Annotated in this window: 10 protein-coding genes; 3 read left to right on the forward strand and 7 right to left on the reverse strand. The window is 65.2% G+C overall.

All coding sequences use genetic code 11. The features are described from left to right. Positions 1-98: 98 nt before the first annotated feature. Positions 99-1,103, reverse strand: a complete 1,005-nt coding sequence (locus tag NCS02_RS03205) for a LysR family transcriptional regulator (RefSeq protein WP_239295376.1) — start codon at positions 1,101-1,103, stop codon at positions 99-101. A gap of 475 nt (positions 1,104-1,578) precedes the next feature. Here NCS02_RS03205 and aspT (NCS02_RS03210) point away from each other — a divergent pair, with 475 nt between their 5' ends. From aspT (NCS02_RS03210) to NCS02_RS03220, 3 genes are read left to right on the forward strand one after another with little or no spacing between them, the layout of a single operon-like run. Beyond that, positions 1,579-3,261 carry an aspartate-alanine antiporter gene (aspT, locus tag NCS02_RS03210; RefSeq protein ID WP_244807737.1) on the forward strand — a complete coding sequence of 561 codons (1,683 nt, stop codon included), beginning with the start codon at positions 1,579-1,581 and terminating at the stop codon, positions 3,259-3,261. A gap of 4 nt (positions 3,262-3,265) precedes the next feature. Continuing rightward, a complete protein-coding gene (gene aspT / locus NCS02_RS03215) occupies positions 3,266-4,957 on the forward strand; it encodes an aspartate-alanine antiporter (RefSeq protein ID WP_244807738.1) in 1,692 nt (563 codons plus the stop codon). 55 nt (positions 4,958-5,012) lie between these two features. Further along, positions 5,013-5,861, forward strand: coding sequence for an aldo/keto reductase (locus NCS02_RS03220; protein WP_244807739.1), 849 nt, complete (start codon positions 5,013-5,015; stop codon positions 5,859-5,861). Positions 5,862-5,873: 12 nt separating this feature from the next. Here the strand turns inward: NCS02_RS03220 and NCS02_RS03225 are convergent, their stop codons facing one another. The 6 genes from NCS02_RS03225 to NCS02_RS03250 all read right to left on the reverse strand — a co-directional run bounded on the left by NCS02_RS03225 (position 5,874) and on the right by NCS02_RS03250 (position 12,578). After that, on the reverse strand, positions 5,874-6,293 hold the full coding sequence (locus NCS02_RS03225; RefSeq protein ID WP_008351222.1) for a Rap1a/Tai family immunity protein: 420 nt from the start codon (positions 6,291-6,293) through the stop codon (positions 5,874-5,876). Positions 6,294-6,367: 74 nt separating this feature from the next. After that, complete coding sequence (locus NCS02_RS03230; RefSeq protein ID WP_244807740.1) at positions 6,368-8,443, reverse strand: ABC transporter ATP-binding protein; 2,076 nt, start codon at positions 8,441-8,443, stop codon at positions 6,368-6,370. Beyond that, the gene (locus NCS02_RS03235) at positions 8,440-9,297 is read right to left on the reverse strand and encodes an ABC transporter permease (RefSeq protein WP_008351220.1); all 858 of its coding nucleotides are present in this window, start codon (positions 9,295-9,297) and stop codon (positions 8,440-8,442) included. The genes NCS02_RS03230 and NCS02_RS03235 overlap by 4 nt, the downstream gene beginning before the upstream one ends. After that, complete coding sequence (locus NCS02_RS03240; RefSeq protein WP_008351219.1) at positions 9,294-10,301, reverse strand: ABC transporter permease; 1,008 nt, start codon at positions 10,299-10,301, stop codon at positions 9,294-9,296. Before NCS02_RS03240 ends, NCS02_RS03235 begins: the two co-directional genes overlap by 4 nt. A 4-nt stretch (positions 10,302-10,305) precedes the next feature. Continuing rightward, positions 10,306-11,967, reverse strand: coding sequence for an ABC transporter substrate-binding protein (locus NCS02_RS03245; RefSeq protein WP_244807741.1), 1,662 nt, complete (start codon positions 11,965-11,967; stop codon positions 10,306-10,308). A 128-nt stretch (positions 11,968-12,095) separates the two neighbouring features. Then, on the reverse strand, positions 12,096-12,578 hold the full coding sequence (locus NCS02_RS03250; protein WP_033537126.1) for a cupin domain-containing protein: 483 nt from the start codon (positions 12,576-12,578) through the stop codon (positions 12,096-12,098). Positions 12,579-12,589: the final 11 nt, after the last annotated feature.

Consider the following 12,589-nt stretch of genomic DNA (forward strand, 5'->3'; position numbering starts at 1 on the left):
CGATTCGGCGCTGGACGAAGCTTAGTTGTGCGGTGCGATCGGGAGATTGGGTCAGACGGCGGTAAAACGCCGTGCTGGCCCTTGTGCTTGCTATGGCTTCAGTTGGCGGTCGCGGTCGCGTTGCGCAACGCCTGCATCGGCATCATCGCCGGCATGGTCGGGCGGATGATTTCGTCGGGACGCGTGCCGCCTTGCGCGGTGAATTCCCGGCCGAGATAGTCCAGCGCATAGTCGATGAAAAAGCGCGTCTTCGCGGGCAGATATTGCCGCCCCGGATATACGATCGACACTTTCATGTCGGGGTCGTCGATCGAATAGCCGTCGAGCAGGCGGACGAGCGTGCCGCTTTCGATGTCTGCCCGCACGATGCCTTCGGGAAGAATCGAGAAGCCCATGCTTTTCAGCGTGGCGAGACGCACCATCAGCGCGTTGTTGACCGTGTAGACCGGCGCGAGCGTGACCTGATCGGCGGCGCCGTGACGATGCCGGAAATGCCAGGTCTGGCTGCGCATTTCGTTCGGCAGTCCGACGGACGGCAACGTTTGCAGATCGGTCGGCGTGGCGGGCGTGCCGTGCTCGGCGACGAACGCGGGCGTCGCGACCGTCACGAGCGCGCTGGTGCCGACCGGCCGCTCGATGAGCGCGGTGCTCGACACCATGAACGCCGTGACGATGCCGACGTCATAGCCGTCCTCGACGAGATCGACATGGCGCTCCGCGAGCGTGAGCCGCACGTTGACCTTCGGATACACCTTGCGGAAGCCGTCGATGAGCGGCGTCAGCGTGAGCAGCGAAAGCGCGCTGGATGCAACGACGCGCAAAGTGCCGCTCGGCTCGCCTTCGGTGTGCGTGACTGTGGATTCCAGATGATCCAGTTCCTCCAGCAACGCGCGGCAGCCCTCGAGATAGCGTGTGCCCGCTTCCGTGAGAGACAGATTGCGGGTAGTGCGGTTGATGAGACGTGTTCGCAAATGCGCTTCGAGCATCGCGATTGCCCGAGTCACGAGCGCATTCGAGACATCGAGTTGTTGAGCAGCGCGGCGAAAACTCTCCGTGTCTGCCACGCGCACGAACACACGCATTGCATGGATCTGATTCATCATTTAGCCCTCTCAGGTTTTACCACACGGGCCGGACATGTTGTTCTAGGACAACTTTGTGTCCGGTTCTTGAATCTCGCGTTAAGTCGATAATATTTAGAGCTAACCAAATTTGCAATATCAAATTTCCATTGAGCGATAAATTTACCGCATCGTTATTGCCGCTGTTAATAGCGAAGACGCATGTTTCGAAAACTAATTTAGCGCTGTTCGAAATGCAATAGGTACGAAATGCATGTATTTCGTAAATCTTTCGCGAATTAGGACTGTATGGTTAATTTGCTTAAAAAACGGCATTTTCTGCGCGCTTTCCGCGTGCGAACGCATCGAAGTAACACTCAAGGCCGAAAGAGATTTTATATATCGCCCGGTAAATGCCGATTAAAACTTTTGGTGCAAACCCGTTTCTCTTTTCGGATATTGATGGATATATCGATGCCGCAATTACGTTCGAAATTCGAAAACACGGGTTGACGTCATGATTTGGACTCTGCTTGCGGCGCATCCTGAAATCGCCCTATTTTCGAGCCTCGCTATTGGTTATCTCGTCGGGTCCGTGAAGCTCGGCCCCATTCAGCTCGGCGGCGTTTGCGGCACACTCGTCGTCGCGCTGATTCTTGGACAAAGCGGCGCGCGCATTTCACCCGATCTCAAGAACATCGCATTCGCGCTCTTCATCTTCGCGCTGGGTTTCACGGGCGGCCCGCAGTTCTTCGCGAACATCGGGCGCGGCTGGCGTTACGGCGCGTTGTCGATCGTCGAGATCGTCGTCGTGGTCGCGCTCGTGCTCGGCGCCGCCGTCATATTGAAACTCGACGCGGGAACGGCGGCCGGCTTGCTTGCCGGCGGCGCGACGGAATCCGCGGTGATCGGCACGGCGTCGGAGGCCATCGGGCGGCTCGGCCTGTCCACGACAGATACCGCGCGGCTGCAGGCGAACATCGTCACCGCTTACAGCGTGAGCTATCTGTTCGGCCTCGTCACGATCGTGCTGTTCACGAGCCAGTTCGCGCCGCTCATCCTGCGCGTGAATCTGCGCGACGAAGCGGAGCGCGTGTGGCGCAAGCTGGGCGGCGACGGCGCGCTCGGCACCGGGCAGACGCCCGCCGCGCCGCCGCTCGCGGGCCGCGAGCTAAGGGTGACGGCCGCCGCGGGCCTCACCGTCGGCGACCTGGAGAAGCGCTTTCGCGACAACATCAGCGTGCAGCGCGTGCAGCGCGACCGCTCGGTCATCAAGCCGCAAGCGGCGGTCATGCTGAAGGCGGGCGATCTCGTCGTGGTCGGCGGGCGACGCGAGGCGCTGGTCGAGGCGATTCCCGCGATCGGCGAGGAAGTTTTCGGCAACGGCGTCTCCGATGTCTATGTCGAACGCACGGATGTGATGCTCACGCGGCGCGAACTGCACGGCCTCACGCTCGCCCAGGTGCGCGCCCGCGCCGCGCCCGCCGACGCCCACGGCGTCTTCGTCGCGGCCGTGACGCGTCTCGACAGCACGATTCCCGCGCTCGCCGGCACGCAGGTGCATCGCGGCGACGTGCTGACGCTCATGGGCAACAAGGAGGATGTCGCGCGCGGCGCGGCCAGGCTCGGCTACATCATCCGCGCGACGCAGAAAACCGACTTCGTGTTCCTCGGGCTCGGCGTGCTGCTCGGCATCGCGGTCGGGCGGCTGTCGGTACATGCCGGCGACATCGATCTCACGCTCGGGACGGGCGGCGGCTGCCTGCTCGCGGGGCTGCTGTTCGGCTGGATCCGCTCGCGTTATCCGCTGACCGGCTCGCTGCCCTCGGCGGCGGCGCAGATATTGAAGGACTTCGGCCTGTGCACGTTCATCGCGGCGGTCGGGCTGTCGGCGGGCCCGGACGCGTTGCGGCTCGTTCGCGAATACGGCATCGCGCTGCCGGTCGCGGGCATCGTCATCACGCTCGTGCCGGCGCTCGCGTCGCTCTTCATCGGACGATGGCTGCTCAAGCTCGACGTGCCGATGCTGCTCGGCGCGATCGCGGGGCAGCAATGCAGCACGCCCGCGATCAGCGCGCTCGTCGGCGTGACGGGCAACGCGACGCCGATGATCGGCTACACGATCACGTATGCGCTCTCGAACGTGCTGTTGCCGCTGCTCGGCCCGGTGATCGTCGGGCTCACGAGCAAACTGGGCTGACCGTATGGAATGGCTCCACGACATCTTCCAGAAAGCGCCGGAATCGGCGCTCTTTCTTTCGCTCGCGGCGGGTTATCTGATCGGCCAGATCAGCTTCGGCAAGTTTCAACTGGGCGGCGTGGGCGGCTCGCTGATCGCGGCGGTGATCGTGAGCCAGGCGGGCGTGCAGATCGACAACGGCGTGAAATCCGTGATGTTCGCCGTGTTCATCTACGCGGTCGGCTACGACTCCGGCCCGCAGTTTTTCAGCTCGATCAACCGCCGCACGCTGCGCGAAATCGCGATGGCGCTGTTCCTCGCGGTGACGGCGCTCGCGAGCGTGATCGTCTGCGCGAAGCTGTTCGGGCTCAACAAGGGGCTAGCGGCCGGACTCGCGGGCGGGGCGCTGACGCAATCGGCGATTATCGGCACGGCGGGCGATGCGATCGCGCGGCTCGGATTGCCCGCCGATCAGACCAAGGCGTTGCAGGCCGACGTCGCGGTCGCGTACGCGGTAACGTACGTGTTCGGCTCGCTCGGCGCGATCATCGTATGCGTGAACATCCTGCCGAAGTTCATGGGGCAGAGTCTCAGGGATGCGTCGATCGAAGCGGAGAAGGCGCTCGCGGGCGGGGCGTCCGGTCCCGGACCAGGGCAGATTTCGGCGTTGCCCGCGCTCGTCGGACGCACGTATCGCGTGACGCACGATGGCGCGGCGGGGCGCACGGTCGCGCACGTCGAAGTCGACGACCGGGACATGATCACCGTCGAGCGCATCCGGCGCGGCGGGCGCGCGCTGGAGCCTGCCGCGGACTTCGTATTGCGAGCGGGCGATATCGTGCTCGTCGTCGGGCGGCGCGAGGCGATGGCGGGCGCGACGGCGCACATCGGCGAGGAAATCGCGGACGCCGATGGCAGCAGCGTCGTCATGCAGAAGCGTCAGGGCGTGTTCACGAAGCGCGGGATGAACCACGTGAGCATCGCCGACGTGCGCGCGACGGTCGATCGCGACATTCGGCACGGCGTGTATATCCACGGCATCACGCGTGCGGGGCATCCGTTGCCGGTGCTGCCCGAGACGACGCTCGATCACGGCGATGTCATCACGTTCTACGGCGCGCCGCAGGACACGAAGCGCGCCGTCGATGCCGCCGGTTACGAACTGCCGTATTCCGACAAGACCGATTTCATCTACATGGGCGTGGGTATCGTGCTCGGGTTGCTGATCGGGCTGATCGTCGTCGATGCAGGCGGCGTGCCGCTCACGCTCGGCTCGGGCGGCGGCTGCCTGCTCACCGGTTTGCTGTTCGGCTGGATGCGCGGCAAGCATCCGATGTACGGCGTGATGCCGCCGGCCGCATCGCAATTGCTGAAGGATTTCGGACTGGCGGCGTTCGTCGCGGTGGTCGGGCTGAATTCCGGCTTGCAGGCGGTCGTCACGGTGAAACAGAGCGGGCTGACGATCTTCCTGCTCGGCGTGTTCGTCACGCTGTTTCCGCTCGTGCTGACGATGCTCTTCGGCCGCTACGTCCTGCGTTACGACAACGCGGCGCTGCTCGCGGGCGCGCTCACCGGTTCGCGCAGTGCGAATCCGGCGTTCGGCGGCGTGCTCGACAAAGCCGAAAGCGCCGCGCCGACGGTGCCGTTCGCGATCACGTATGCGTTGGCGAACGTGCTGCTGACCTTGCTCGGACCTTTGGTGGTCGGGCTCGTCTGAAGCGGCGGGCGTGCTCCTTGCGCCATAATCGGCGGACCTGCAAGGAGACTTCTTCATGGCTCAATCCAATGCGGCAACCGTCACGCTTCCGTCCGGCGAAGCGATTCCGAAACTCGGCCAGGGCACCTGGGAAATGGGCGAGCGCCCGAACGCGCGCAAGAGCGAGATTGCCGCTTTGCGCGAGGGCGTCGATCTCGGCATGACGCTCGTCGATACCGCCGAGATGTACGGCGAAGGCGAAAGCGAGAAGCTCATCGCCGAAGCGCTCGGCGACAGGCGCGACGAGCTTTTCATCGTCAGCAAGGTGTATCCGCATAACGGCAGCGAGCGCGGCGTGCAGAGCGCATGCGAGCGCAGCCTGAAACGCCTGAAGACCGATCGCATCGATCTGTATTTGCTGCACTGGCGCGGCGGCGAGGATCTCGAAGGCGTGATCGCGGGTTTCGAAAAACTGAAGGACGACGGCAAGATTCGCCACTGGGGCGTGAGCAACTTCGACACGGACGACATGGAAGAGCTCTTATCGCTCGATGGCGGCGACGCCTGCGCGACCGATCAGATTCTCTTCAACGTCGCGCGGCGCGGGGCGGAGTTCGATCTGTTGCCGTGGCTGCGTGAGCACCGCATGCCCGCGATGGCGTACAGCCCCGTCGATCACGCGCGTCTGCCGCGCGGCGGCGCGCTGGAACAGATCGCGGCGGCGCGCGGCGTGTCGGCGTTTCAGGTGGCGCTCGCGTGGGTGCTACAGCAGCCGCAGGTATTCGCGATTCCGAAAGCGTCGGATGTCGCGCACGTTCGCGAGAATCGCGCGGCGCTCGATCTTCACCTGTCCGCCGACGAGCTCGCGGACATCGATCGACAGTTCAAGCCGCCGAAGTCGAAGCGCCCGCTCGAAATGCTGTGACGACGCGCCGGATCACGTGCACGCGTGATGCGCGTGCACCGAGCCGAGCACCGCGACTTCCGCGGGCGTGCGCCTCAGATCGGCTTCGTTGACCTGCTTCGCATCGGCGAGGAAGTCGTCGACGATCGACGACACGGTCGTGTCCGCGAGACACAGCGATACGCGCTTCGTCTCGCCATCGGGCAGCGACGTGCGCTGCGACAGAAACAGCACGCCGTACTGATAACCGCGCACGATTCCGCGTACCGCGCCCACGCATTGTCCTTGCGCCGTGTTGTCGGACTTCGCGGCGCATTGCTGCGCGAGCGCGTAGGCCGAGAAAGTCGGATCGGACGCGCCGGGCGCCGGAGCCTGTGGTGCGGTCTGCGCCTGCGCGGCCGTCGCGACGCCGAAAGTCAGTGCGCAAAGCGCGGCGGAGAGGGCGGGTTTCATCGGTTGAATCCTCGTTGTTTTGAAGGTTGAACCGATGAGAGGCGCGCAACGCCGCTTTGGTTCCGACGAAAGCCTCAGCGCGCCTGACGCTGCAGCGTGCGCAATTCGTCGACGGGAATGTGGCAATGAATCGCGTGACCGTCGCCGGCGTCGCGGCACGGCGGCGTTTCGGTTTCGCAGATTTCGCCGATCTTGCGCGGACAGCGCGTATGGAACACGCAGCCCGAAGGCGGATTCGCCGCGCTCGGCAACTCGCCCGACAGCCGGATGCGCTTCGCGTGCGTCCCGTCGATCGACGGCACCGACGACAGCAATGCTTCGGTGTACGGATGCTGCGGTCCGTCGAATACGGCGGCCGCGCGCCCGATCTCCATGATGCGCCCGAGATACAGCACGGCGATGCGGTCCGACAGATAGCGCACGACATGCAAATCGTGCGAGATGAACACGTAGGAGACGCGGCGCTCGCGCTGCAGATCGGCAAGCAGATTGAGGATCGCGGCCTGCACGGAGACATCGAGCGCGGAAGTCGGTTCGTCGCACACGACGACGCGCGGATCGCCCGCGAACGCGCGCGCGATCGCGACGCGCTGCTTCAATCCGCCCGACAGTTGCCGCGTGCGCGAGCTCAGATAGCGCTCCGGCAGACGCACCGCTTCGGTCAGCGTGTGCAGGCGCTGTTCCTTCGCTTCGCCGTGCAACGCGGCGAGCTTCGACAGCGAACGCGCGATCAGTTGCCGCACGGAATGCGCGCGATTCAGCGCGGAATCCGGGTTCTGAAAGACGATCTGCAGCGACTTCACCTGTTCTTCGCTGCGCCGGGTCACGCGCTCGGGCAGCGCGGCGCCGTCGAGTTCGAGCGACGCGCCTTTGTCGGGCGATACGAGGCCGAGCAGCAGCTTCGCGAGCGTCGTCTTGCCGCTGCCCGATTCGCCGACGAGCCCGAGCGTTTCGCCCTGCACGAGATCGAGCGAGACATCGTGGACGGCGCGCACGTCTTCATCGCCGACGCGGAATGTCTTCGAGAGATTGCGCGCGGATAGCGCGAGCGGCTGATCGACACCGTCGGCATCGGCGACGGGCACCGGCGCTTCGTCGGCCGAGCGCGGCAGCGTTTCCGCGCGTTCGTGATAGTGACAGCGCGCCATCTGATCGCCGTGCGCCGACGCCACGCGATACGGCGGCGGCGCGTCCTTGAGACAACGCTCGTCGGCGAGCTTGCAGCGCGGCGCGAAAATGCAGCCCTGCGTGATCGATCCGGGCAGCGGGAGGGAGCCTGGAATCGTGTCGAGCCGGCCCGTTTCCTTGGCGCGCCCCGCACGCGGCAGACAGCGCAGCAGGCCGACCGTGTACGGATGACGCGGCTTGGCGAACACGTTGGCGGTCGTGCCTTCCTCGACGAGCTTGCCCGCGTACAGCACGCCGACGCGATCGCACATGCGCCCGATCACCGCGAGATTGTGGCTGATGAAGAGCACGGCCGTGCCCAACTCCGCACGCAATTGCGCGATGAGGTCGAGCACTTCGGCTTCGACGGTGGCGTCGAGGCCCGTGGTCGGTTCGTCGAGAATCAGCAGTTCGGGATTGCACGCGAGCGCCATCGCGATGACCACGCGTTGCTGCATCCCGCCCGAAAGCTGATGCGGATAACTCTCCATCACGCGTTCGGGCGATGCGATGCGCACGCGTCTCAGCATGTCGGCCGTGCGCGACAGCGCTTCGTCGGCGGATGCGCCCGTGACTTCGAACGCTTCGGAGACTTGCCGCGCGATCGTCAGCGACGGATTCAGCGCGCGTCCGGGATCCTGATAGACCATCGACACGGCGGTCGCGCGCATGCCGCGCAGCGCGTCGGCGTCGAGCGCGGCGACGTCGCGCCCGGCGATCGAAATGCGGCCAGCCTTCACGCGCCCGTTGCGCGGCAAGTAGCGCAGCACCGCGAGCGCGGCGGTCGACTTGCCGCAGCCCGATTCACCGACCAGCCCGTAGGCCTCGCCGCGCCTGACGCGCAACGTGACGTCCTGCAGCACGTCACGTTCGCGTCCGCGCGAACGGTACGCGACCGTGAGGCCGACGACCGTGAGCGCGTCGGCCTGATCGCCTTTCGCGGCGCCGAACGTGGGAAAAGCCGATGGCGGCGGTCCGTTCATCGGTCGAGCACTCCTTGCACGGCATCCGCGACGAGATTCACCGCGACGACCAGCGACGCGATCGCGGCGGCGTCGAAGACGACGGTCCACCACGCGCCGCCCGCCATCAGCGTATAGCTTTCGGACAAGGCGAGACCCCAGTCGGCGGACGGCGGCTGAATGCCGAAGCCGAGAAACGACAGCGTCGCGACGGCGAAGATCGCGTAGCCGAGACGCACGGTCGCCTCGACGATGATCGGCGGCAGCACGTTCGGCAGAATCTCCGCGAACATGATGTAGAGCGCGTTCTCGCCGCGCAATTGCGCCGCGAGCACGTAGTCGAGATGGCGCTCGCTCAGCACGGCGGCGCGCACGGTTCGCGCGGTGATCGGCGCGAAGGTGAGGCCGATGACGAGGATCACCGTCGTGTTGCTCGCGCCGACGGCGGCGAGCGCGAGCAGCGCGACGATCACGAGCGGCAGCGCGAGCAGCGCATCGATCACGCGGCCGATGGCGGCGTCGACCCAGCCGTCGAAATAGCCGACGACGAGCCCGAGCGCCGTGCCCGCCGCCGTGCCGAGCAAGGTCGCGAGCGGCGCGATCGTCAGAATGTCGCGCGAGCCGACGATCACGCGCGCGAACACGTCGCGACCGAGCTGGTCGGTGCCGAACCAGTGATCGCCCGAAGGCGCGACGAGCGAGTTGAGCGGATCGGACGCGTAGGGATCGTGCGGCACGAGCCAGTGGCCGAAGAGCGCGCACAGCACCCAGAAGAGCAGGATCAGCACGCCGATATCGAAGGTCGCGGAACGCACGAGCGCGCTCAACGCTTCGAAGCGGCGCGATTTCGGTGCGATAGCGGCCGCCGTGCTCATTTCGCTTCCCCGGTGCGCAGGCGCGGATTGAGCACGACGTAGAGCGCATCGGCGATCAGATTCGCCGCCGTATAGATCACGCCGATGGTCAACACGCCCGCTTCGAGCATCGGAAAGTCCTTCGCTTTTGCGGCGTTGTAGATCAGCGAGCCGATGCCCTGGTAGTGAAACAGCGTTTCCACGACGACGAGTCCGCCGATCATGTAGCCGAGCTGCGTCGCGGCGACGGTGACGGTCGGCAAAAGCGCGTTGCGCAGCACATGGCGCACGATCACGACGCGCTGCGGCAAGCCCTTCAGGATCGCGGTGCGCGTGTAATCGGCGTCGAGCGCTTCGACGGTGCCCGCGCGCGCCATCCGCGCGATGTAGCCGAAGAACACGAAGACGAGCGGCAGCACTGGCAGGATCAGATGTTCGAGTTGCGTGAAGAAGCCCGCGTCGGCAGGCGCGGTCGCTTCGATCGGCAGCCATTGCAGCCAGACGCCGAAGATCAGGATCAGCACGATCGACGAGACGAATTCCGGCACCACCGTCGCCGTCAATCCGCCGATGCTGATGACGCGATCGATCCATCGTCCCGAATGCAGCGCCGCGTACACGCCGCCCGCGATGCCGAGCGGCACCACGACGACGAACGCGAGCGCGCCGAGCTTCGCCGAATTCCACAGCGCGTTGCCGATGAACGGCGCCACGGGCGCGCGAAACGCGTAGGACTCGCCCATGTCGCCGCGCAGGAAATGGCCGATCCAGCTCGAATACTGCGTGAGAAGCGGCCGGTCGACGCCAAGCTGATGGTTGAGCGCGGCGACCGCGCGCGCGTCGGCGAGCGGGCCGAGAATCGCGCGGCCGACGTCGCCGGGCAGCAACTGGCCGCCCGCGAACACGATCATCGACAGAAGCCACAGCGTGACGAGCGCGAGCAAGAGCCGCACGCCGACGAAGCGCGCGATGCGCTTCATTCGGGCGAAGTCGGCGACGTGCGCCGTGGGCGTGATCGTGCTCATTCGCTTACGCCGAGATCGTCGCGCGGTCGAACCACATCTGCGAAATCGCGTTGAAGCGCACGCCGGAGACATTGGCGCGCGTGACGATCAGCTGGTCGTAGAAGTAGGGGATGACGACCGGCGTTTCGTCGAGCAGCAAATGCTGAATCTGCGCGGACAGCTTCTTCTGCGACGCGACGTCGAGCGCCGCGACGAACTGCGCGACGAGCTTGTCGTATTCGGGATTCTTGAAGTGCGCCGCGTTCCAGGTGCCGCCGCTCGTCAGCGGCGCGTTGAGGAACACGTTCGGCACGCCGCGATGCCCGTAATCGGTGATGCCGAGCGGCGAATCGAGCCAGTCCGACTTGCCGAACGTGCCCGAGCCGTAATAGAGGTCCTGACTCTCGACCTTCAACTGGATGCGTATGCCGATCGCCTTCGCCGCGTTCTGCACGACGACTGCGAGATCGGGAATCTCCATGTACTTTTCGGTCGTGAGCGTGACGTCGAAGCCGTTCGCGACGCCGGCATCGCTCATCAGCTTCTTCGCCTGCGCGATGTCGATCTTGCGTTGCGGCACGCTGAGATCGCTCGACGGAAAAACCGGCGCGAACGGGCTGTCGTTGCCGACTTGCGCGCGGCCGCGGAACAGGCCCTTCACGATGACTTCGCGATCGATCGCGAGCGCGAGCGCCTGACGCACGCGCTTGTCCTTGAACGGCGCCATGTCGCAGCGCATGTGCAATTGCCGATGCGAACTCGACTTCGTGCCGAGCACCTTGAATTGCGGATTCGTCAGCATCGCGACCCCGCCTTGCACCGTGAAGTCGCCCATCACGTCGGCCTGGCGGCCTTGCATCGCGAGAAGCTGCGCCTGTTGATCCGCGTAGAAGGAAAACTGCACGCGATCGGGCAGCGCTTTCTCGCCCCAGTAGTCGGGATTGCGCACGAACGATGCGCCCACTTTCGGCGTGTATTTCTCCAGCTTCAGCGCGCCCGTGCCCATGAACGTCTTCTCGTAAGGGCCGCTGAAATTCGCCGGGAGGATCACGGCGTTATACGTATCCGAGGAAACGTAATACGGGAAATTGCCATTGGGCGCGTCGAGATGAAACTCGACGGTGTGATCGTCGACGGCCTTCGCCGAATCCTTCGACAGCACGCCCTTCAGCACCGAAAGCGCAGCCGAGCCGGTCGCCGGATCGGACAGGCGGTTGAAGGTCGCGACGACGTCCTTCGCGGTCATCGGCTGGCCGTCGTGGAACTTCACGTTCGGGCGCAGCTTGAACGTCCACACGTCGCCCTTGGCATTCGACGACCACGACAGCGCGAGCGCCGGCTTGAGCGTCAGATGCTCGCTGTCGTCGTCGACGAGAAATTCGCCGGTCTGATTGATGAGCGCAAGCCCCGACGCATCGGTCACGGTGAGCGGATCGACGGCGCCCGCGGGCATCAGATGCGCGACGCGGATCGTGCCGCCCGGCTTGCCCGCGCCTTGCGCCCGCGCGCCCGGCATACCGAAGATGCCGCCCGCCGTGAGCGCGATGCCGAGCACGCTCGCATGGCGCAGCAACTCGCGGCGCGTGAGGCGTCCGGCCATGAACTCGTCGATCGCGTGATTGCCCAGTTCGCCCGCGCGAGGGCGGGCCAGTTCCAGAAGATGCGCGTCGGTCGAAGGTTTCTTCATCGTGTGCTTTTCCGTTGTCGTTGTTTGCTGGCCGTCGCCCACGCGCGATCGGCTCGACCGCGCCGTCGAGGTGCATTCGGGCATCGCTAGCAAGGAACGCGCCGCTCCATGACGCGCCCGTGCGCTTTTCAGTGATCGTGTGGATGCTTGTGAATCGGATCGACCCAATAGACTTCCTCGGGCTTCTCGACGGCATCGATGTTCAGATTCACCACCACCGCTTCGTTGTCGCTGCGCACGAGCACGCATTCGAGCGGATCGGCGGTGCTCGCGTTGATTTCCTGGTGCGGCACATAAGGCGGCACGAAAATGAAGTCGCCGGGACCGGCCTCGGCCGTGAACTCGAGATGCTCGCCCCAGCGCATGCGCGCCTGGCCGCGCACGACATAGATGACGCTTTCGAGCGCGCCGTGATGATGCGCGCCGGTTTTCGCATTCGGATGGATCGTGACCGTGCCGGCCCAGATTTTCTGGGCGCCGACGCGCGCCGCGTTGATGGCAGCCGCGCGGTTCATGCCGGGCGTCTGCGGCGTGTTGGTGTCGAGCTGATCGCCCTTGATGACCTTGACGCCGTGTTCGCGCCAATCGATGTGCTGATGTGGATCGCTCATGTCGCTCATGC

The sequence above is a fragment of the Caballeronia sp. NCF2 genome, from assembly GCF_023631205.1.
Taxonomy (GTDB): Bacteria; Pseudomonadota; Gammaproteobacteria; order Burkholderiales; family Burkholderiaceae; genus Caballeronia; species Caballeronia zhejiangensis.

What these genes read in the sequence shown, in the direction of transcription:
- NCS02_RS03205 (WP_239295376.1), bottom strand. Translation starts at nt 1,103, where the DNA reads ATGATGAATCAGATCCATGCAATGCGTGTGTTCGTGCGCGTGGCAGAC.
- aspT (WP_244807737.1), top strand. Translation starts at nt 1,579, where the DNA reads ATGATTTGGACTCTGCTTGCGGCGCATCCTGAAATCGCCCTATTTTCG.
- aspT (WP_244807738.1), top strand. Translation starts at nt 3,266, where the DNA reads ATGGAATGGCTCCACGACATCTTCCAGAAAGCGCCGGAATCGGCGCTC.
- NCS02_RS03220 (WP_244807739.1), top strand. Translation starts at nt 5,013, where the DNA reads ATGGCTCAATCCAATGCGGCAACCGTCACGCTTCCGTCCGGCGAAGCG.
- NCS02_RS03225 (WP_008351222.1), bottom strand. Translation starts at nt 6,293, where the DNA reads ATGAAACCCGCCCTCTCCGCCGCGCTTTGCGCACTGACTTTCGGCGTC.
- NCS02_RS03230 (WP_244807740.1), bottom strand. Translation starts at nt 8,443, where the DNA reads ATGAACGGACCGCCGCCATCGGCTTTTCCCACGTTCGGCGCCGCGAAA.
- NCS02_RS03235 (WP_008351220.1), bottom strand. Translation starts at nt 9,297, where the DNA reads ATGAGCACGGCGGCCGCTATCGCACCGAAATCGCGCCGCTTCGAAGCG.
- NCS02_RS03240 (WP_008351219.1), bottom strand. Translation starts at nt 10,301, where the DNA reads ATGAGCACGATCACGCCCACGGCGCACGTCGCCGACTTCGCCCGAATG.
- NCS02_RS03245 (WP_244807741.1), bottom strand. Translation starts at nt 11,967, where the DNA reads ATGAAGAAACCTTCGACCGACGCGCATCTTCTGGAACTGGCCCGCCCT.
- NCS02_RS03250 (WP_033537126.1), bottom strand. Translation starts at nt 12,578, where the DNA reads ATGAGCGATCCACATCAGCACATCGATTGGCGCGAACACGGCGTCAAG.